This window comes from Streptomyces sp. NBC_00029 (assembly GCF_045160505.1).
GTDB lineage: Bacteria > Actinomycetota > Actinomycetes > Streptomycetales > Streptomycetaceae > Streptomyces.
In genome coordinates, this window is the sequence record NZ_CP108292.1 from 2,883,413 (window position 1) to 2,903,741 (window position 20,329).

Annotated in this window: 20 protein-coding genes; 5 read left to right on the forward strand and 15 right to left on the reverse strand. The window is 72.7% G+C overall.

Features of this window, described 5'->3' with window-relative positions; genetic code table 11:
• Positions 1 to 8: 8 nt before the first annotated feature.
• Complete coding sequence (locus tag OG753_RS13810) at positions 9 to 767, reverse strand: lysophospholipid acyltransferase family protein (RefSeq protein WP_327266747.1); 759 nt, start codon at positions 765 to 767, stop codon at positions 9 to 11.
• A 170-nt stretch (positions 768 to 937) separates the two neighbouring features.
• Here OG753_RS13810 and OG753_RS13815 point away from each other — a divergent pair, with 170 nt between their 5' ends.
• Positions 938 to 1,717, forward strand: coding sequence for an alpha/beta fold hydrolase (locus tag OG753_RS13815; RefSeq protein ID WP_327262092.1), 780 nt, complete (start codon positions 938 to 940; stop codon positions 1,715 to 1,717).
• A complete protein-coding gene (locus tag OG753_RS13820; protein ID WP_327262093.1) occupies positions 1,710 to 2,348 on the forward strand; it encodes a hypothetical protein in 639 nt (212 codons plus the stop codon). The genes OG753_RS13815 and OG753_RS13820 overlap by 8 nt, the downstream gene beginning before the upstream one ends.
• Before the next feature lie 151 nt (positions 2,349 to 2,499).
• Here OG753_RS13820 and OG753_RS13825 read toward each other — a convergent pair whose 3' ends face one another.
• From OG753_RS13825 to OG753_RS13850, 6 genes are all read right to left on the reverse strand, one after another.
• A complete protein-coding gene (locus OG753_RS13825) occupies positions 2,500 to 3,249 on the reverse strand; it encodes an endonuclease/exonuclease/phosphatase family protein (RefSeq protein ID WP_405788603.1) in 750 nt (249 codons plus the stop codon).
• 80 nt (positions 3,250 to 3,329) lie between these two features.
• Positions 3,330 to 4,271, reverse strand: coding sequence for an ROK family glucokinase (locus OG753_RS13830; protein ID WP_327262095.1), 942 nt, complete (start codon positions 4,269 to 4,271; stop codon positions 3,330 to 3,332).
• 70 nt (positions 4,272 to 4,341) lie between these two features.
• Positions 4,342 to 4,809: a DUF5304 domain-containing protein gene (locus OG753_RS13835; RefSeq protein ID WP_327262096.1), complete on the reverse strand. Its 468-nt coding sequence runs from the start codon at positions 4,807 to 4,809 to the stop codon at positions 4,342 to 4,344.
• Between the two features lie 78 nt (positions 4,810 to 4,887).
• Positions 4,888 to 6,057, reverse strand: a complete 1,170-nt coding sequence (locus OG753_RS13840; RefSeq protein ID WP_327262097.1) for an ArsA-related P-loop ATPase — start codon at positions 6,055 to 6,057, stop codon at positions 4,888 to 4,890.
• 31 nt (positions 6,058 to 6,088) lie between these two features.
• Entirely contained in the window at positions 6,089 to 6,529 is a 441-nt protein-coding gene (locus OG753_RS13845) for an SRPBCC family protein (RefSeq protein WP_327262098.1), read from the reverse strand.
• Between the two features lie 163 nt (positions 6,530 to 6,692).
• Positions 6,693 to 7,511, reverse strand: a complete 819-nt coding sequence (locus tag OG753_RS13850; RefSeq protein WP_327262099.1) for a metallophosphoesterase — start codon at positions 7,509 to 7,511, stop codon at positions 6,693 to 6,695.
• Positions 7,512 to 7,754: 243 nt separating this feature from the next.
• On the opposite strand from OG753_RS13850, the gene OG753_RS13855 reads away from it, so the two are divergent.
• Positions 7,755 to 9,551 carry an AMP-dependent synthetase/ligase gene (locus OG753_RS13855; protein ID WP_405788607.1) on the forward strand — a complete coding sequence of 599 codons (1,797 nt, stop codon included), beginning with the start codon at positions 7,755 to 7,757 and terminating at the stop codon, positions 9,549 to 9,551.
• 18 nt (positions 9,552 to 9,569) lie between these two features.
• On the opposite strand, the gene OG753_RS13860 is transcribed toward OG753_RS13855, so the two are convergent.
• From OG753_RS13860 to OG753_RS13890, 7 genes are all read right to left on the reverse strand, one after another.
• Positions 9,570 to 11,186, reverse strand: a complete 1,617-nt coding sequence (locus OG753_RS13860) for a GMC oxidoreductase (protein WP_401703185.1) — start codon at positions 11,184 to 11,186, stop codon at positions 9,570 to 9,572.
• Positions 11,187 to 11,469: 283 nt separating this feature from the next.
• A complete protein-coding gene (locus OG753_RS13865) occupies positions 11,470 to 12,612 on the reverse strand; it encodes a glycosyltransferase family 4 protein (RefSeq protein ID WP_327262102.1) in 1,143 nt (380 codons plus the stop codon).
• A 23-nt stretch (positions 12,613 to 12,635) separates the two neighbouring features.
• Positions 12,636 to 13,751 (reverse strand): hypothetical protein, encoded by a 1,116-nt coding sequence (locus tag OG753_RS13870; protein WP_327262103.1) that lies wholly within the window; start codon positions 13,749 to 13,751, stop codon positions 12,636 to 12,638.
• Positions 13,752 to 13,776: 25 nt separating this feature from the next.
• Positions 13,777 to 14,832, reverse strand: a complete 1,056-nt coding sequence (locus tag OG753_RS13875) for an NlpC/P60 family protein (protein ID WP_405788609.1) — start codon at positions 14,830 to 14,832, stop codon at positions 13,777 to 13,779.
• 245 nt (positions 14,833 to 15,077) lie between these two features.
• On the reverse strand, positions 15,078 to 16,106 hold the full coding sequence (locus OG753_RS13880; protein ID WP_327262105.1) for an NlpC/P60 family protein: 1,029 nt from the start codon (positions 16,104 to 16,106) through the stop codon (positions 15,078 to 15,080).
• 252 nt (positions 16,107 to 16,358) lie between these two features.
• Positions 16,359 to 17,723, reverse strand: a complete 1,365-nt coding sequence (locus OG753_RS13885) for an NYN domain-containing protein (RefSeq protein WP_327266748.1) — start codon at positions 17,721 to 17,723, stop codon at positions 16,359 to 16,361.
• A 40-nt stretch (positions 17,724 to 17,763) separates the two neighbouring features.
• Positions 17,764 to 18,003, reverse strand: coding sequence for a hypothetical protein (locus OG753_RS13890; RefSeq protein ID WP_008738811.1), 240 nt, complete (start codon positions 18,001 to 18,003; stop codon positions 17,764 to 17,766).
• A 136-nt stretch (positions 18,004 to 18,139) separates the two neighbouring features.
• Between OG753_RS13890 and OG753_RS13895 the strand changes: the two genes are divergently transcribed.
• Both OG753_RS13895 and OG753_RS13900 read left to right on the forward strand, forming a co-directional pair.
• Positions 18,140 to 18,862: a rhomboid family intramembrane serine protease gene (locus tag OG753_RS13895; RefSeq protein WP_405788611.1), complete on the forward strand. Its 723-nt coding sequence runs from the start codon at positions 18,140 to 18,142 to the stop codon at positions 18,860 to 18,862.
• Positions 18,859 to 19,140, forward strand: coding sequence for an Lrp/AsnC family transcriptional regulator (locus OG753_RS13900; RefSeq protein ID WP_030013053.1), 282 nt, complete (start codon positions 18,859 to 18,861; stop codon positions 19,138 to 19,140). Before OG753_RS13895 ends, OG753_RS13900 begins: the two co-directional genes overlap by 4 nt.
• Before the next feature lie 597 nt (positions 19,141 to 19,737).
• Here OG753_RS13900 and OG753_RS13905 read toward each other — a convergent pair.
• Positions 19,738 to 20,322, reverse strand: a complete 585-nt coding sequence (locus OG753_RS13905) for a ferredoxin (RefSeq protein WP_405788613.1) — start codon at positions 20,320 to 20,322, stop codon at positions 19,738 to 19,740.
• Positions 20,323 to 20,329: the final 7 nt, after the last annotated feature.

The following is a 20,329-nucleotide window of genomic DNA, read 5'->3' on the forward strand; positions in this document are numbered from 1 at the left end:
GCGCCCGGCTAGACCGACGTACCGTCGGCCTTCCCGGTGTTGTCCGGCTTCTCCGCCTTCTCGGCCTTTTCCGCCTTCTCGGCCTTGGCGGCCTTCTCGGCGTCGGCGATCTGGCGCTTGGCCGCCGTCGCGTAGATGTCGACGTACTCCTGGCCGGAGAGCTTCATGATCTCGTACATGACCTCGTCGGTCACCGAGCGGAGGATGAAGCGGTCGTTGTCCATGCCGTGGTAGCGGCTGAAGTCGAGCGGCTTGCCGATCCGGATGCCCGGGCGCATCAGCTTGGGGACCACCTTGCCGGGCGGCTGGATCTTCTCCGTGTCGATCATCGCGACGGGGATCACGGGCGCACCGGTGGCCAGGGCCACGCGGGCCAGGCCTCCCGGCTTGCCGCGGTAGAGGCGTCCGTCGGGTGAACGCGTGCCCTCAGGGTAAATACCGAACAGCTCCCCGCGTTCGATGACGTCGATGCCGCTCTGGATCGCGGCCTCGCCGGCCCCGCGGGCGCCGGAGCGGTCCACCGGGAGCTGGCCGACGCCCTTGAAGAAGGCGGCGGTCAGCTTGCCCTTGACCCCCGGGGAGGTGAAGTACTCCGCCTTCGCGATGAAGGTGACCTTCCGGTCCAGCACCGCCGGCAGGAAGAAGGAGTCGGAGAAGGACAGGTGGTTGCTCGCGAGGATCGCCGGCCCCTCCGCGGGAATGTTCTCGAGGCCCTCCACCCACGGCCTGAAAGCGAGCTTCAGTGAACCGCCGATCGAGAACTTCATTGCGCCGTAGATCAACTCGAAAGCCTTCCTGTGTCTGTCGAACAGACCATATCCCGTGCCTACACCGGCAGCGGCCCGACGACCCTGGCCGGTGCCACCCCGGTCGCGTACGGTGAAGTCACACAGAGCAACGCACCCACCCGACGTACATCATGATCAAGGAGACCCTGGTGCCCGTCCTCCCTGGAGCCGAGCCGTTCCGCCACGAGGGCGGAGAGGTCGGCGTCCTCCTCTGCCACGGCTTCACCGGTTCCCCGCAGTCGCTGCGCCCCTGGGCCGAGTATCTCGCCGGGCGGGGCCTCACGGTGTCGCTCCCGCTGCTGCCCGGACACGGCACGCGCTGGCAGGACATGCAGCTCACGGGCTGGCAGGACTGGTACGCCGAGGTCGACCGCGCCCTGCGGGAGCTGCTGGACCGGTGCGAGCAGGTGTTCGTCTTCGGGCTGTCCATGGGCGGGGCGCTGACCCTGCGGCTGGCGGCCAAGCACGGCGACGCCATCAGCGGCATCGTGCTCGTCAACCCGGCCAACAAGGTGCACGACCCGCTGGCCGTGACCCTGCCGGTGACCAAGCACTTCATCCGGTCCACCCCGGGCATCGCCAGCGACATCGCGAAGCCGGGCTCGGAGGAGGTCGGCTACGACCGGGTCCCGACCCGTGCCGCGCACTCGCTGAAGAAGTTCCTGCAGCTCGTGGACGCCGAGCTGCCGCAGGTGACGCAGCCGTTGCTGCTGCTGCACAGCCCGCAGGACCATGTCGTGCCGCCTGTCGACTCCGCACGGGTACTGGCCCGGGTCTCCTCGACGGATGTCACCGAGACCCTGCTGGAACAGAGCTACCACGTCGCGACGTTGGACCATGACGCGGAGCGGATCTTCGCGGACAGCTATGCGTTCGTCGGCCGCCTGGCGGAGAGCGTGGGCAGGGAGGGGGCGGAGGCCGGTGGCTGAGCACGAGGAGCAGTCGGGCGGGGTGCCGCCGCTGGACGAGGAAGCGGCGTGGGCGGCAATCGTCGCCGGGTACGGGCAGGAGCCGCCGGACCCGCCGGGGGCCCGGCCGTTCAAGCCGATCGAGAACCTGCTCCTGCCGGAGGAGGACGTCAAGCCGCTGCCCGCGGAATCCGGACCGGAGCAGAAGCCGGGCGCGGAGCCCGGCCCGAAGCCGGACGGAAAGTCCGACGCGAAGCCGGACGCGAAGCCCGGGCCGGACGCGGACCCGGAGCCTCCGGCGGCGCTGGGCAGCTCCGTGGTCTTCGCCCCGGGCGTGGGCATGGCGGGCCCCCGGGACCACTCGCTGTCGGAGCCGAAGGACGACGACCTGACTCCGGCGGAGGAGGGTCACTTCGTTCCTCCGGAGCCGGAGCTCCCGGAGGCGGACACGACGTCGAAGTTCGCGTGGCTGGCGGTGGTCGGCGGCCCGGTGCTGCTGCTGCTGGCGGTGCTCCTGCAATGGGAGATGACCTGGTGGCTGACGACGCTGGGCATCGGCGGCTTCCTCGGCGGCTTCGCGACGCTGGTGGCGCGCATGGCGCACGGCGACGAGGACGATGACGACGATCCGGGCCGCGGCGCGGTCGTCTGACCCCGCCGCCTCCCGGGCAGTCGGCGGCGGCGCCGGTTTCGGCTGATACCGGTCGCCCTGCTCCTCGCAGCCCCGCCGGCGATCGAGGTGCGAAGGTCCGGGGGCAGCGCCCCCGGCCACGTCGCCGCACCCGGACCCCTGGACCGCCGGTCTACGGCGCAGCCGCGAGGCGCAGGACCGCCAGCACCGGCAGGTGGTCCGTCGCCGCCCGGAGGTCCCCGGACGAGACGCCCGGCAGGCCCTCCGGGACCCCGCAGGCCAGTACCTCCACCCCCTTCGTGGCGAAGACGGCGTCGATCCGGCGGTCCGGCGCCTCCGCCGGGAAGGTCGCTCCGCCGCCCCACGGGGCCACCGCCCGGCAGTCCTGCAGCTCGGCGGCCAGCCGCCCGTACGCCGGCCCGTCCGGGCCCTCGTTCAGGTCGCCCCCGACGATCGTGTACGGCACGTCCAGCCCGGCGAGGCGCTCCAGCAGCCTCTCCGCGTGGTCCCTGCGCTCCTCGGGCTGGAGCGACAGGTGTACGGAGGCCAGGCCCACCCGGACGCCCCCGACCCGGATCACCGCCGTGGCGAAGCCCCTGCGGTGCAGTCCCGGCGAGCGCGGCAGCAGGACGTCCTCCGTCCGCTCCACGAAGACCCGGAGCGAGCACAGCAGCAGCGGCCCGGCCGCCGTCGCGCCCCCGCCCAGCACCACCAGGTCGCACTTGGCGGCGAGGCGCGCGGCGTGTTTGCGCCACCGGAAGAACCGCGGGGCCTCCTGCACGAGGACGAGGTCGGGCTCGCACGCCCGGATGACCCGGGCCAGCGCCTCCTCGTCGTCGCGCAGCGAGCGGATGTTGTAGCTGAGTACCCGGATCACGGCAGAACCGTCGGGCTCCGTACGGGACTTCGGCAGCTGGTCCATGCTTCGCAAGATACGCAGCCGCCCGCCGCTCCCCCAAGGGGCGCGGCGGGCGGTGAGCGTGGAAAGAAGGGTGAAAGCGATCAGCCCTGGCGGGCGAGGTCGGCCGCGCCGACGAGCCCGGCCTTGCCGCCGAGCTGCGCTGCGAGCACCTGTGCGTGCGGGCGCCAGGCGCCGCCGACCAGCCAGCGCTTGAAGGACTTGCGGATCGGGTCGAGGACGAGGTCGCCCTCGTCCGAGACGCCGCCGCCGACGATGAAGGCGGAGGGGTCGAACAGCGAGGCCAGGTCGGCCAGTCCCGCTCCGGCCCAGCGGGCCAGTTCGCGGAAGGCGTCGATGGCCACGAGGTCGCCCTGCCGGGCGGCCTCGCTGATGTGCTTGCCCTCGATGCCCTCGGCGGTGCCGTCGCCGAGAGCGAGCAGGATGGCCGCGTTCTCGGGGGTGGCGTTGGCTCGCTGCTTCGCGTACCGGACGAGCGCGCGCCCGGAGGCGTACTGCTCCCAGCAGCCCTGGCTTCCGCAGCCGCACAGCAGTCCGTCCGGGACGACCCGGATGTGCCCGAACTCGGCGGCGACGCCGAAGCGTCCGCGGCGCAGCTTGTTGCCGATGATGATGCCGCCGCCCAGGCCGGTGCCGAGCGTGATGCAGATGACGTCCTCGTGGCCCTGGCCGGCGCCGAAGCGGTATTCGCCCCAGGCCGCGCAGTTCGCGTCGTTCTCGACGACGACGGGCAGGCCGATGCGCTGCTCGACCTTGTCCTTGAGCGGCTCGTGCCGCCAGTTGATGTTGGGCGCGAACAGCACGGTCGCGCGCTTGTCGTCCACGTATCCGGCGGCGCCGATGCCGACGGCCTCGATGGTGTGGTTGCTGCTGACCTCGGATACGGCGGCGCAGATGGCCTCCGTCACTCCGTCCGCGGTCGGCGGGGTGGGCACCTTGTACGTCTCAAGGATGGTGCCCTCTTCGTCGACCACGCCGGCCGCGATCTTCGTGCCGCCAATGTCGACGCCGATGGTGAGTCCCATTAGTCCCTCGGTTTCCGGTCAAACCCCGCCACGGCCAACCGTACCCGAGGGGCCGGGGGTGTCCGGTGGATCAGTCGAGATCGATCCGCTCGGGCGGGCCGTCGTCGGGGCCCTCGTCGCGGGGGTCGCGGTCGTGGGACGCCTGCCGGGGGGCGGGGGGTTCGTCGCCCCGCGTCCAGCGGCGTTCGTGGCCCTCGACGGCCGAGCGGTAGGCGGCGAGCAGTTCCGAGCCGGCGGCCGCGAGGTGGTCGAAGACCTCCGGGTTGCGCTCGATGACGGGCTTGGCGGCGGTCTTGGCCTGGTCGACGATCTGGCGCACCGCGCCCTGTGCTGCCACGCCGAACAGCGGGTTGTTCAGTCCGGAGACCTTGTCGGCGACGGCTTCGAAGAGCTTGAACAGCTCCTCGGCGGCGGTGCCGGTGGCGCCGGCTCCGCTCTCGCCCGCTCCGCGCAGGCGCTCCTTCTCCGCGGCGAGGTCCTCGGCGCAGGCCCTGGCCCAGGCGTCGTCGTCGGTGGGACGGTCGGTGGCCTCGCTCATGGCGGACTCTCTCCTGCGGCGGCGGCTGGGCGTGCGGTACTGGCTACCTTCGACGGTACCCGAACGGGGGTACGCGGTTCATCGCGTACGGGGCCACAGCCCCGGGTCGGGGGTGAAGCGGATGCGGAGCTCCCCCTGGGCGAGGGCGGCGCCGGAGACGGTGCAGCGGCGCAGCGCCGAAGGGAGCGGAACGATCCTGCGGTACGGGCCCGCCGTGAGCAGCAGCTCGTCGCCGCGGCGGACGAGGTCGAGGTCGCTCTTGGTGGCGCCGGGCAGCGGTACCACCCAGACGAGCACCCCGTCCTCGGCGAGCCGGTCCTCGACGGCCCAGGCCCGGCGGGGTGCGGGCGCCCCGGGTACGAGCCCGCGGGCGGCGGCGAGCCGTTCCAGGTCGTGCGGGCCCCGCGGGTCGTGGCCGAGGTGGGTGAGGGCCACCACCGGGAGCTCCTCGGCCCACTCGGCGGCGTACTTCTCGTGCTGGGCGGCGAGCCCGGCGAGCCACGGGTCGGCGGAGCCCTGCGGGGCCATGCGGTTGGCGACGACGGCGGAGACGGGCAGCTGCTGGAGGGCGAGCCCGAGCCGGCCGAGGCGCAGCGCGTCGGCGGCGGCGGGGCCGGGTTGGGCGACGAGCCGCAGCTCGGTGGTGTCGGCCTCGACGACGGCCTGGACGGCGGCCAGCTCCTCGTCCCAGCGGGCGGCGGTCTCGTAGAGCCACTGCGCGGGCATGGGTACGCCGGCCAGCTGGGCCAGTACGGGCCTCAGGGCGCGGGCGGCCTGCTTCTCCGCGGGGAGCAGCCGGGCGAGGTAGCGGCGCAGCTGGGCGGGGAGGGCGAGGACGGCGAGGGTCCGGTGCAGCGGCGGCATGTCGACGACGACGAGGTCGGTGCCGGGTGCGGCGGCGGCCCGCCGCAGGGCGCGGAGCAGGGCGAACTCTTCGGCGCCGGGCAGTTCGGTGATCTCCTCGGCGCCCAGGGGCCGGGCCCCGACCATGCCGAGCAGGGCGGATCCGCGCTGCTGGAGGGCGACGAGTTCCTCGCGGAACTCCTCGCCGGAGTCGACCCGGGCCACCCGCAGCCCGGGGACGGCGGTGTCGCCGGCCGGGTCGCCGGCCAGGGCGGCGAGCGGGTCGCCGATGTCGCCGGAGAGCAGCAGCACCCGCCGCCCTTCGCGGGCCGCCGCGAGGGCGGTGGCCGCCGCCACGGTGGTCCGCCCGGCCCCGCCGGGGCCGGTGATCAGCAAGGTGTGCATGTGCGGGTGCTCCGGTGTGCGGGAAGCGGGCTCAGACGGCTTCGACGCGCTTCTTCAGGCCCGCGAGCGCCCGGTCGATGATGACCTTCTCGGCCTTGCGCTTGATCATGCCGAGCATGGGGATCTTGACGTCCACGGTCAGCTGGTAGGTGACCTCGGTGCGCTTGCCTCCGTCGACCGCGGTGAGGCGGTAGGAGCCGTCCAGCTGGCGAAGCATCTGGGACTTGTCCAGGGTCCAGCTGACCTCGTCCGTGCCCTTCCAGGTGTAGGCGAGGGTGTGGTCGTCCTTGATCGCGCCCGCGTCGAGCAGCAGGCGGACCTTCTCGGCGCGCCCGTCGGCGTCGGTGGCCAGCACCTCGGCCTCCTTCACCTCGCCGGTCCACTCGGGGTACCGGGCGAAGTCGGCGATCACGGCCATCACGTCGGTGGGCGCAGCCTCGATCGTGATGCTTGAGCTGGTGTGTTCCGCCATCGCGGTCGCTCCTCCGGGCTGGGGGTACCTCCCAGCGGCAGCTGGGGTGGTTCGAGGATGTGTGCGGCCTGGGGCCGCCGCGTGAAGGCTACCGCGCGTGCGGACGTCGCCACTCCAGTGCCTCCCGGACCCTGCCGGGGCCCGCCGTGATGCGGCTTGATCCCTACCATTCGAGAGCCCAGGGGCGGCCGGTGGCCGCGAAGTGGCCGACGTTCACGCACTCGGTGGCGCCGATGCGCATCCGCCGGGCGAGCGGCTGGTGGACGTGTCCGAAGAGGGCGTAGCGGGGCCGGGTGCGGCGGATCGCGGCGAGCAGGGCCTCGCTGCCGCGTTCGAACCGGCGGGCGACGGTGTCGTAGCAGAGCTCGGGCACTTCCGGCGGGATGTGCGAGCACAGGACGTCGACCTCGCCGAGGGCCTCGACCTTGGCGGCGTACTCCTCCACGTCCACTTCGTAGGGGGTGCGCATGGGCGAGGGCAGTCCGCCGCCGACGAAGCCGAAGACGCGGCCGGCGATCTCGACGCGCTGTCCGTCGAGCACGGTGAGGCCGTGGCGGTCGGCGTACTCCGGCCACAGGCCCGGAATGTCGACGTTGCCGTAGGTGGCGTACGTGGGGGTGGGGAAGGCGGCGAACATCTGCGCGTACTGGCGGCGCACGGCGCCCTCGATCAGGGACTCCCGGTCCAGTCCGGCCCACAGCTGCCGGCCGAAGGCGTGGGCCTCCTCGAAGCGGCGCGCGGTGCGCAGCTCGACGATCCGGTCGGCGTTCTCGACGCCGAACAGGTCGGGGAAGATCCCGCGCGAGTGGTCGGCGTAGTCGAGGAAGAGCACGAGGTCGCCGAGGCAGATGAGGGCGTCGGCGCCCTCCCCCGCCCGGGCGAGGGCCTCGGTGTTGCCGTGCACGTCGCTCACGACGTGGACCCGTGTTCGGCTCGATCCGCTCGTGCCGCCGCCGTTCTCGCCCCGCTTCGTGCCAGCCATGCGGACAACCCTAGGGGGACTCGTGAGGGCCGGGTAGTGGGAGTGTGAAAGGTCGGCCTACCTGCGGTTACTTCCGAGTCGCCAGAGGGGTCGACTACTGTCGGCACGTTGGAGCCGGGCTGTGTGAGTGCAGAATGTGACGCACGGAACATCTGGCCGGTTCCCTCTATCGGGAACCCACTACCGGTGGGTAACGTCCGGTCGGTCCACATGGTGGCGATGGCGCCCAGAGGAGCAGCAGTCTTGCGCGAGTTCAGCCTTCCGGCCCTGTACGAGGTCCCGTCGGACGGGAACCTGACGGATCTCATCCGCCGCAACGCCGCTCAGCACCCAGACACCGCCGTCATGAGCCGCAAGGCCGACGGCCGGTGGCAGGACGTGACGGCGACCGAGTTCCTTGCCGAGGTCCGTGCCACGGCCAAGGGCCTGATCGCGGCCGGCGTCCGTCCCGGCGACCGTGTCGCCCTGATCTCCCGCACCCGCTACGAGTGGGTACTGATCGACTTCGCGATCTGGAGCGCGGGCGGCGTCACCGTCCCCGTGTACGAGACCAGCTCCCCCGAGCAGATCCAGTGGATCCTCGGCGACTCCGGCGCCGTCGCGGTCGTCGTGGAGAGCGCCGGGCACGGCAAGGCCGTGGCCTCGCTGCGCGACCGCCTGCCGGAGCTGCGCGAGGTCTGGGAGATCGAGCAGGGGGCGGTGGAGGCGCTGAAGGCCGCGGGCGCGGCCGTCACCGACGCCGAGGTCGAGGAGCGCAGCAGCCTCGCGAACGCCGACGACCCGGCCACCATCGTCTACACCTCGGGCACCACCGGCCGCCCCAAGGGCTGTGTGCTGACCCACCGCAACTTCTTCGCGGAGTGCGGCAACGCGGTGGAGCGCCTGAGCCCGCTGTTCAAGACCGGCGAATGCTCGGTGCTGCTGTTCCTGCCGGCCGCGCACGTCTTCGGGCGCCTGGTGGAGGTGGCGGCCGTGCTGGCGCCGATCCGCCTGGGCTGCGTACCGGACATCAAGAACCTCACCGACGAGCTGCAGTCCTTCCGTCCCACGCTGATCCTCGGCGTCCCCCGGGTCTTCGAGAAGGTCTACAACTCGGCGCGCGCCAAGGCGCAGGCCGAGGGCAAGGGGAAGATCTTCGACGCGGCGGCCGACACGGCCATCGCCTACAGCCGTGCGCTGGACACCCCGCGCGGCCCGTCGTTCGGGCTGAAGCTCAAGCACAAGATCTTCTCGAAGCTGGTCTACAGCAAGCTGCACGCGGTCCTCGGCGGGCGCGGCGAGTACGCGATCTCCGGCGGCGCGCCGCTGGGCGAGCGGCTCGGGCACTTCTTCCGCGGCATCGGCTTCACGGTCCTGGAGGGCTACGGCCTGACCGAGTCCTGTGCCGCGACCACCTTCAACCCGTGGGACAAGCAGAAGATCGGTACGGTCGGCCAGCCCATGCCGGGCTCCGTGGTGCGCATCGCCGACGACGGCGAGGTGCTGCTGCACGGCGAGCAGATCTTCACGGGGTACTGGAACAACGAGGCGGCGACCGCCGAGGCGCTGACCGACGGCTGGTTCCACACCGGCGACGTCGGCACCCTCGACGAGGACGGCTACCTCACGATCACGGGCCGCAAGAAGGAGCTCATCGTCACGGCGGGCGGCAAGAACGTGGCCCCCGCGGTGATCGAGGACCGGATCCGGGCGCACGCGCTGGTCGCGGAGTGCATGGTGGTCGGCGACGCGAGGCCGTTCGTGGCCGCGCTGGTCACGATCGACGAGGAGTTCCTCGGCCGCTGGGCCGCGGAGAACGGCAAGCCGGCCGGGGTCACGGCGGCGGAGCTGCGCGAGGACGCGGACCTCATCGCCGCCGTCCAGAAGGCGATCGACGACGGCAATGCGGCGGTCTCCAAGGCGGAATCGGTGCGGAAATTCCGCATTCTGCCCTCCCAGTTCACGGAGGAGTCGGGCCACATCACGCCGTCGCTGAAGCTCAAGCGCAACGTGGTGGCGAAGGACTACGCGGACGAGATCGAGGCGCTCTACCGCGGCTAGTCCGCGGCCGGCCTCGCGCTAGCGGGGGTCCTCGGCGAGGATCCGTGCCATGTTCCGCTCCGCGAGGGCGGTGACGGTCACGAACGGGTTCACGCCGAGCGATCCGGGGATCAGGGAGCTGTCGACCACGTACAGCCCCTGATATCCCTTGGCCCGCCCGTACACGTCGGTGGCGTCCCCGAGGACGCAGCCGCCGAGCGGGTGGTAGGTGAAGTTGTCGGCGAAGGCCTTGTTCCCGCCGAAGAGGTCGTAGCGGTAGATGGTGAAGTTCCGCCGGTTGATGCGGTCGAAGAGGTTCTTCGCCGCGTTGACCGAGGGCGTGTTCTGGTCCCGCCGCCAGTTGAGCCGCGCCGAGTCGGTGGCGGCGTCGTAGGTGAAGTGCCCGCGCTCCCGGTTCTTGGTGATGGCCAGGTACATCGAGATCCAGTGCTCGATGCCCATGGGGAGCGGGGCGATCTCGGCGAAGACCGGATTCGCGGCGTTGTCCCAGTCGTCGATGCCCATCGCGGGCATGGTGGCCTGGTTGCAGCCGACCGTGTCCCACAGGTGGTTGGCGCGGGCCGTCATGATGTTGCCGTTGGGGCCCCAGCCGAGCCCGACCCTGTCGCTGAGCGCGGGCAGGGTTCCGCTCTCGCGGGCCCGCAGCAGGATCTCGGTGGTGCCGAGGCTCCCGGCCCCGAGGAAGAGCTGCCTGCAGCCGAGTTCGCGGACCTGGGTGACCCGTCCGGTGACATCGCTGGTCCGCACCGTCAGGACGTACCCGCCGGCCGGATCGGGCCGTACGCCGACCACGCGCTGCATGGTCTCGATGGTGACGTTCCCGGTGCCCAGGGCTGCGGCGAGGTAGGTCTTGTCGACGCTCTTCTTGCCGTGGTTGTTGCCGTAGATGACCTCGCCGGCCAGTGCCGAGCGGGGGGCGGTGCCGGCCGCCTCGCGCTTCATGTGCTCGAAGTCGTAGACGTTGGGGACGAAGACGGTCTTCAGGCCGGTGTTCTGGGCGTGCTTGCGGGAGATCCGGGCGAAGCGGTACCACTCGGTGGACTCGAACCAGGCCGGGTCGATGTCGTTCACCCCGAGCATGGCACGGGCGCGGGGGTAGTACGTGCCGTACATCTCGTCGGCGTCGACCTGGGGCAGCACCTCGGAGAAGTACGAGCGCCGGGGCGTCGGGGCCATCCCGCCGTTGACGAGCGATCCGCCCCCGACCCCGCGCCCCACGTACACGGACATGTCGCCGTAGTTCACGCGGTCGAGGACGCCGGGGTACGGGCTGATGTCGCGGTTGACCACGTCGAGCCAGAGGAACTGGGCGAGCGGGGCCTCGGTGCGGTTGCGGAACCACATGGAGCGCTGGTCGGGCGCGGAGGTGGAGGGGAAGACCTTGCCGTCGGGTCCGGGAGTGTCCCAGAGCCGGCCCATCTCCAGCACGACGGTGCGTACGCCCGCCTGCCCGAGGCGCAGGGCGGCGACGGCGGATCCGTAGCCGGAGCCGACGACGATGGCGGGGGCGTACTGGGCGGCGGCGGGCTCCACGGCCGCGGCGGAGGCCGCCCCGATCCTGGTGAAGCCGAGTGCGGCGGCGGTCGAGAGGGCGCCGAGTCCCAACAGGTGACGGCGCGTCAGATTGGATGTCATGGCCGCATCATGGGCGGAATCCAGCCTTCCGCCCAGCCGCGGTATTGACAGACATCTGAGGAACAGTCAGACGTGGCTGCGCAGATGCTTACCGGCGGCTCCGCCGTCGGGGCTCCGCCCCGAACCCCGCTCCTCAAACGCCGGAGGGGCCGGATATTGCCGGCGCGGGCTGACAGTTTCAGCCCGCGCCAGGCGAACGGCAGCAGCCGAATCCAGCCCCGCCGGCGTTTGAGGAGCGGGGGTCCGGGGGCAGGGCCCCCGGCAGCGGCGCCGCACCCGGCGATCAGAGCAGCTCGCGAAGCCGTTCGGCCAGAAGGTCCCAGCGCCAGCGGTCCTCGACCCATGCACGGCCGGCAGCGCCCATACGCGCCCGCAGCTCCGGATCCTGCAGCAGGGTGACGATCCGGTCCGCCGCCTCCTCGGGGGATCCGCCCCGAACGACCCAGCCCGTCTCACCGTCCAGCACCGCGTCCGGCGCCCCGCCCGAGTCGCCCGCGATCACCGGCAGACCCGTCGCCGAGGCCTCCAGGTAGACGATGCCGAGCCCCTCCACGTCCAGTCCGCCCCGCCGGGTCCGGCACGGCATGGCGAAGACGTCACCCGCGCCGTAGTGGGCCGGGAGCTGCGACCACGGGACGGCTCCGGTGAAGACGACCGAGTCCGCGACCCCCGTCCGGACGGCCAGCTCCCGCAGGTCCGCCTCGTAGGGCCCGCCGCCCACGATCAGCAGCACCGCGTCGGGCACCGCCGCCAGGATCCGCGGCATCGCCTCGATCAGCGTGTCCTGCCCCTTGCGCGGCACCAGCCGGGAGACGCAGACGACCACCGGCCGCTCCGTCAGCCCGAGGCGGGCCCGCACCTCCGCTCCGCCCGATCCCGGGTGGAAGGTCTTCTCGTCCACGCCCGGCGGGAGTTGGACCATCCGGGCCGCCGCCCGGTCCGTCACCGCGGAGGCGATCCGCGAGCGCGTGTACTCCCCCAGGTAGGTCAGCGTGTCGGTGCCCTCGCCGATCCGCCGCAGCAGCTGCCGCGCGGCCGGCAGCTGGGCCCAGCCCGCCTCGTGCCCGTGCGTGGTCGCCACGATCCGCCGCGCACCCGCCCGCCGCAGCGCCGGGCCCATCAGCCCGAGCGGTGCCGCCGCCCCGAACCACACCGACTCGCAGCCGTGTTCGCGCAGCAGGCCCACCGCCCGCCGCGTCACGCGCGGGGTCGGCAGCAGCATCGTCGTACGGTCGCGGACCACCTGGAACGGCTGCTCCGCGTCGAAGGCCGCGGTGGCCTCGCGGCCCTCCGCGCTGTGCTTCCAGGTGGAGGCGTAGACGACGATCCGGTCGGGATCCAGCCGTAGCGCCATGTTGTGCAGGAAGGCCTGAATGCCGCCCGGTCGCGGCGGGAAGTCGTTGGTCACGATCAGCGTCTTGTGCATCGCTGCCAACGTACCGGACGCCCTCAGCGGAACTCCTCCCGCAGGGCTTGGCGCCAGTCCTCCGTCAGCGCCGCCGGATCCACGCCGAGGGCCCCCCGCACCGCCACCGGCCACGGCTCGCGCCCCGCCCTCCCGTACAGGTCCACCAGCGCCGCCTCGCCCCATCGCTCCGCGATCATCCGGCAGGCCAGCCAGGACCCCTCGTAGGCCCGCGCCAGCGCCTCCGGGTCGCCGCCGAAGGCGAAGTCCCGCGCCCCGGGCAGCTCGCCCGGCACGTCGCCCCGCCGCACGGCCCTGGCCAGCGCGGGGGCGGCCTGCTCCGGGGTGGCGGGGCCCGCGCGGTACGCCGCCCAGTCCGCGAAGCCCTCGGAGAGCCACAGCGGGGTGGTCGCGGTGGTCGCCGCCCGGGTGGCCACATGGGTGACCTCGTGGGTCAGGACGACCGCGCGGCCCGCCGGGCTGAGCTCCGCCCACCCCTCCGGGTTGACGACGACGCGGTCGGCGGGGGCCGCAGCCGCACCCACCCGGCCGGTCGTGACGGCCCCCATGCCCCGGTACTCGGCGGCCGGGCGGCCCAGCAGCTGCGCCATCCGGTCCACCGAACCGGGCACCAGGACCACCGCCCGCCCCGCCCAGGGCCCAGGCCAGGCCTTGCTCACCGCCGGCACCGCCCGGTCGGCCTCCGCCGCGATCGCGGACAGCGTCCCGGCGTCCTGCCCGACGCCCAGCACCAGCGAGTGCGCCCCGCGGACCACCGCCACCGGGCCCTGGTCCCAAAGCTGCGGCAGCGCGCCCGGCGCGGCCCGGTCGCCGGTGACCCGCCACCGCCCGCCGTCCCGGGTGAGGCGCACCTCGCGGGCCGAGGCGGCCGCGGCCGCGTCGTAGCCGGCCAGCCGGTAGCGCAGCTCGGCCCGGGCGGTGGCCCCCGCGCCGTCGCGCCCGACCGCGGAGACCTCGTACTCCCATCCCTCCAGCGGGATCCCGGCGAGCTGCGCGGGCGGCGTCCGCGACCAGTCGGCGACGGCCTCCCGGATGTCCCGCTCGGCGCCGTCCCGCGGTGCGGGCGCCCCGCACCCGGCGAGCAGCGCGCTCAGCAGGAGCGGCAGCACGCGTACGAGGGACCGTCGGACGGGGGACATCCGACGATCGTACGCACGGGTGCGGTCAGGGGCGGGTCACCGAAGAGACGGGCATCATCCCGACGGGGTCGTAGCGCACCCGGGCCCCGGGGTACGGCGCGTGCACCACCTGGCCGTTGCCCACGTACATGCCGACGTGGCTGGCGTCCGAGCGGTACGTCACCAGGTCGCCCGGACGGGCCTGCGACAGCGGCACCTGCCGCCCGGCGTGCCGCTGGGCCTGCGAGGTGCGCGGCAGGGAGACCCCCGCCTGCCGGTACGACCAGACCATCAGCCCGGAGCAGTCGAAGCCGGAGGGGCCGGTGGAGCCCCACACGTAAGGCCGGCCGACCGCGGCCCGGGCCGCCATCACGGCGGTCGCGGCGCGCCCCGAGGAGGGGCCGAGGGAGGGGAGGTCGGGCAGCCCCTCGGGGCGGCCCCCTGAGCGCGAGGCGCGCTCGTAGTCGGCCCGCTCCTCGGAGGGCATGGCGTTGAGCAGCCGCCGGGCGGCCGCGAGCTTCGCGGTGACGGAGCGCTTGTGCCGGGCCACGTCGGAGCGCAGGGCGTCGAGTTCGGCGAGCTTGCGGGAGGCCTCCTGGCGCTCCTGGCCCAGTTCGCGCTGCTCCTCGCGGAGTTCGTCGAGCTGCCGGGCCTGGCGGCCGGTCAGCCGGTCGAGGGCGGCGGCCTGCTCCAGGTACGCGTCGGGGTTCTCGGCCAGCATCAGCCCGACGGCGGGGTCGATGCCGCCGCTGCGGTACTGGGCCCCGGCGAAGGTGCCGAGGACGCCCCGCATGGTGTTGATGCGTTCCTGGCCGCGGGCCACCGCGTCCTGGGCCCGGTTGACCTCTGCGCGGAGCCGGTCGGCCTTCTCGCCGGCCTCGTTGAAGCGTTCGGTGGCCTGCTCGGCCTCCTCGAAGAGCCGGTCGACCTGGGCGCTGATGCCGGTTCTCGCCCCGCCGCCGGGTTCGTGCGGGAGTCCGGGGGCCGCACTTGCGGGTACTCCCGTCATGGCGACCGCGGCCGTGGCCGCGGCGGCGGTGAGGACGGTGACCTTCGTGTTCCGGTCGAGGCTGCCGAGCCCGGGCCGGCGATGGGACGCCACGTGAAACCGCTCCCTTCCGCTGTGCGGGGCCCGGGTCCGCCCCCCGTGGACGGCCGTGTGCCGGGTTCCGCGCTGGCAGACAGTAGCGGCGCCACCACACGTCGGCCAACGACCGCCGGAGGGCGCACATGCCGACGCCCCGCAGGAGACGCAGGTCACCGGCGGGGCGTGTGGTCAGACGCGGGCCCGGGAATTCGCCCGGATGGGCGGCGTACGGCGCGTCCCGGACCGCGGGGCGGAGCGGATCAGCCGATCCGGACGCCGAACTGGAACGGCATGTTGTCCATGGACTCGTACTTGATGCCGCTGCGCGGGTTCGAGGCGTGCAGCGTCATGTTGTTGCCGGCGTAGAGGCCGACGTGGTGCAGGTCCCCGTAGAAGAAGACGAGGTCACCGGGCTGGAGCTGGCTGCGGCTGATGCGCGTGCCGTCGTTCACCTGGGTGAAGGTGGTGCGGCTGATGTTGACGCCGGCCTGCTTGTACGCCCACTGGGTCAGGCCCGAGCAGTCGTAGACGTTGGGGCCGGTGCCGCCGGACTGGTAGGTGAAGCCCAGCTTGGTCTTGGCGGCGGCGAGGGCGGCTCCGGCGCGGCCGGAGGCCTTCACGTTGCCGAGGTCGACGCGGGAGCTGTCGGCGCGGCTCGCGCGCGTCTCCTCGTCCTTGAGCGCGGAACGCTCCTGCGCGGTCAGGGTGTTGAGCAGGGCCTGGGCCGCGGCGAGCTTCTCCGTCGAGACCTTCTTCTTCTCGGCGAGTTCCTTGCGGGTCGCGTCGAGGTCGGCGAGCTTGCCGGAGGCCTCCTGACGCTGCTGCGCGAGGGTGCGCTGCTTCGCCTGGATCTTCTGGACCGCTTCGACCTGCTTGCCGCTCAAGTGCTCCAGGGTGGAGGCCTTGTCGAGGTAGCTGTCGGGGTCCTCGGAGAGGAGGAGGGCGAGGGAGGGGTCTATGCCTCCGTTGCGGTACTGGGCGCTGGCCATCGAACCGAGCGTGCTGCGCAGGTCGTTGAGGTCGCCCTGCCCGCGCGCCACCTGGTCCTGGAGCTGCCCGATCTCCTTCTCCAGCTTGTCCTGGCGTTCCTGGGCCCCGTTGTACTTCTCGGTGGCCTGCTCCGCCTCTTCGTAGAGGGCGTCGACCTGGGTCTTGACCTCGTCCTTGCTCGGCTTGGCCGGAGCGGCGGAGGCGCCCTGGGCGGAGAGGGCGACGGCCGCGGCCGCGACCGAGGTGAGCACGGTCACACGAGCGCGGGTCGGCTGCTTGGGTCGACGGTGGGACGCCACGAAGGCGAGCTCCTTCTTCCTCGAGCCGCCGAAGAACGCAACTCGGCAGCACCTTCGCCGCCACTCCGAATGAGTGATCTACCGCACGAAGGTTTGACCAGACCCTAGTGACCCATCTGTGATCAGTTCAAATCCTGCCGGGAAAAAATTCGGTCCCTCACCAGGTTCTTTACCTACAGCGCACGCTCTGTGCAGGGCACTTGACGGTGCGTCCTCCACAGGACCCATCAATTCCGGCATTCGGCACGGGAGTTAGGAAACGCGCGAAAGCCGCTTCAGCAACAAAGCGGACGTTACGGGCCTCGCTCCCGCCTTGGCCACCCCGTCGGCGACCTCCCGGTCCGTGGAGACCACGACCACCGGCCGGCCGGGCGGCTCCGCACGCACCAGCTGGCGGATCAGCTCGTCCGCCGTCACCCCGGCCTTGGAGAACAGCACCCGCACCCCGCGCGGCGGCGCGAGCAGCACCGGGGCCGCCAGCTCCGCCCCGTCGAAGACACAGGTCATCTCCGCGCCCGTCTGCGCGGCCAGCATCGACAGCCCGCCCAGCAGCCGCAGCCGCTGCTTCTCCAGCGGCATCGTCGGATAGCCGGTCTTCGTCACGTTGTAGCCGTCGACCACCAGATGGGCCTGGGGCAACGCCAACAGCTGGTCCAGCAACGCCGGATCCGTCTCCGACAGGGCCCGCGCCGCGATGTCCTTCGGCGTCATCCGGCCCGGCTCCACCGCCTCCACGGTGTCCGCCGGCCGCGTCGACAGGGGCGGCAGGGCGAGCTCCCGGCGCAGCCCCTGGGCCGCGTCCAGCACGGTGTCCAGCAGCAGCCGCAGCCGCATGTCCTCGATGCTGCGCCCCTCGCGCGTGGCCCGGCGCGAGGTCTCCAGCGCCGTCTCCACCTCCGCGAGACGCGACTTGACCCGACGGGACTCGCTCTCGGCGGCGGCCACCCGGGCGGCCGCGTCGCCGCGGATCCCGTCGATCTCCGCATTCACCTTGCGCAGGGCCGCTTCACCCCGCTTGACGTCGCTCAGGGCGCTGCGCAGCTTGCGCTGAAGCGATTCCGCTTCCTTGCGGGCCGCGTCCAGCTCGGCCCGCACCTGATCGCCGCCCGTGCGCTGCAGTTCCCGTACGTGGGCCAGCTCCTCGCGCAGGCGCTCCAGCTCGCGCCGGGTCTCTTCGCCGACCCGCTCGGCGTCGGCGCGCTGCGCCTCCTCGCCCGCGGCGGCCACCAGCTTGACCCAGCCGGCCGGCCGCAGGACGAAGGCGGCGGCCGCGACGTCCAGCGGATCCGCGGCCGCCGGCGGCGCGCCCGCCTCCAGCGCGGCGGCCAGATCGGCCTGCGCCTCGCGCACCTTGTCCGCGACCCTGCTCCGGAACACGGCGTCGGACTCGACCGCCGCGGCCATGGCGTTGCCCGCGAACTTGGCGCGCCGGGTCGGGGTGAACCGGGCATACTGGCGCAGCTGCGCCGGGAGGTCCGCGACCGTCAGTCCGCCGAAGGCGTCCGAGACGAGCGCGACGACCCGGCGCCGCACGCCTTCCGGCAGCGGGTGGTCGAGCGCCTCGGCGGCGTCGCCGGCCGCGTCGGCCGGCTCAGCGCCGCTTGCTGGCTCCACAATCCGTCACCCCTACCGTGATCTTCCTGTGGGTGCGCCTCCGTCAGGAGTCCGCGCCCGGCCTGTCCACGAGCTCGATCTGGTCCACCGCGTTGCACCAGCGGCAGCGGACCGACTCGATGGTCTCATTGACCACCTCGCGTTCCTCGACCTTGGGCTCCCCGGCGAGGTCCAGGTGGACGTACTCCACGACCTTCGACGATCGGGTGACGTCGAAGCGCGTGAGGTTGCCGCACAGGGTGCAGCGCCACCGGGTGGTGTCGGTCGGCAGGGGAACCGTCATCAGGCCGCTCTCTCCTTCGTAGCTGATTCAATTAAAGCTGCCCGCGCCGCCGTATGCGTCGTCCTGCGGACCGCAGCTCGTAACCCTACGGCCTGCCACCGCTTCAGGTGGGTCCCCTTGCGTCATGCTCTGTCACATGATCGTAAGGTGGCGGGCCGTTCGCGAGGCCGCCCGGGGACCGGTGGTCACCCATGCGCTGATGGCGGGCTGCGCCGTGGTGTTCGTCCTCGGTCCGGCCTCGGGACTCAATCCGGTCTACGGGACGGGCGACGAGCTGCTGTCCGCCGGGGCCGCGTACTTCCGGCGCTGGGGCGTCGTCCCGGACGAGCTCTTCACGGGCACCCCGCGCGCCTGGCTGACCCCGCTGACCGCATTGTTCGTCCACGGCAGCTGGCTGCACCTGCTCGGGAACATGCTCTTCCTGCACGTCTTCGGCGCGATGGCGGAGGAACGGATGGGCCGCCCGGCCTTCATCGTCTTCTACCTCTGTACGGGCTACCTGGCGATGGCGGCGTACGCGGCGGCCAACGCGGGGTCCCCGCAGACGCTGGTCGGTGCGTCCGGTGCCATCTCGGCCGTACTGGGCGCCTTCCTCTTCCTGCTCCCGCGGGCGAGGGTGACGAGCCTGTTCCCCTTCCTCTTCTTCCTGCCGCTGCGGTTCCCCGCGTGGATGGTGCTGCTCTTCTGGTTCGCCCTGCAATGGGTGGCGGCGCAGCGGGCCGGCAGCGGGCCGGGGGTCGCCTATCTGGCCCATCTGGTGGGCTTCTCCCTCGGCTTCCTGTACGCGTGGGCCCGCTATCGGGGTGCGACTAGAGTGAGGCGACCAGCGACGGCCACCGAGGGAGACAGCCAGCCGTGATCACCGCGATCGTGCTCATCAAGACCAGCGTGGACCGGATCCCCGAGATCGCCGAGTCCATCGCCGCCCTCGAGAACGTCAGCGAGGTCTACTCCGTCACGGGGACGTACGACCTGATCGCGCTGGTCCGCGTGGCCCGCCACGAGAACCTGGCGGACATCATCCCCGGCCGCATCAGCAAGATCCCGGGCGTCGAGGCGACGGACACGCACGTGGCCTTCCGCACGTACTCGCAGCACGACCTGGAGGCGGCGTTCGCGATCGGCCTGGACGCGTAGCACCCTGCGGGCTGCTCGGCGGTGTGCCCTGCGGTGTGCGGCTCGGCCGCGTCGTGCCTCGGGCCGCGCCTCAATCGCCGGCGGGGCTGGGGTGTGCGGGCTGCTCGGCGCAGGTCGGTCCGTGGTGCCGCACCGGGGTATCTCCTCGGCTCGCGCCTACGGCCGTGGTCGAACTATGCGGCCTGGGTTGCGCGCTCGTCCTGCGGGGACACCCCGCCACGCCCCCTCCCCTCCGCCGACGGCTGGCACGGTCGGAGTCCTGCCGTGGGGTGGGGACACGCAGGAGGGTCCCCGGAGGACGAGCGCGCGACCGCGGCCGCCTGTCCGTGACGGGCCCGCGTGCGCCGAGCCGAGGAGACTCTCGTGCGGGGCACCACCCCACACCACCCAGCCCCGCCGGCGCTTGAGGCGCGGCCCGGGCCGGGACAGCCCGCGCCGCAGGGCATTGGCCGAGGAGACTCTCGTGCGGGGCACCGCCCCACACCACCCAGCCCCGCCGGCGCTTGAGGCGCCCCCCGGGCCGGGACAGGCCCGAGCAGACCGGCACCGCCGAGCCCGCCCGCAGGGCACCGGCCCCGCGCTACGGTCACCGCAGGGTCAGAGCCGCGGCAGGCGGTCCGACGGACCCGCCGGGCGGCCTTCCGCCAGGTGGAAGACGTAGCCGCGCAGGTACTCCTCCAGGCCGTCGTCGATGTACGCCACGTACGCCCCGGCCCCGCCCGCCGCCTCGCGTTCGTCCGGCCGCGCCGACACCGACCAGCTCCGCTCCAGGCCCACGGCCCACTCGCGGACGCGGCCCCGGTCCCGCCACCACTCCCGCACCAGCTCCGGCGTCCACCGCTCGTCCCCGTCGCTCGCGAATCCGGCCATCGGGTCCTGCCAGGCCGCGGCCATGACCCGGTACGTCTCCTCGGGCGTGCGCGGCTGGCGGTAGACGAACTCCTGGCCGGACTCGTCGTCGTAAAGGATGTGGTCCGGCGCGACCTCGCGGCCCACCCAGCAGGTGTCCGTCACGGCTCCGTAGAACGGCCCCGGCACGTTCCGCCAGTTACGGTCCGACCACGCGTCGGGCCAGGCGTCCCACAAGAGGGTGTCGTACACGGGCACCCACTCGGCCAGGCCCGGCAGGGGCTGGCCCTCCACGCAGGCGCGGAGGGTCGGTATCGGATCCCAGTAGCTCATGATCCGT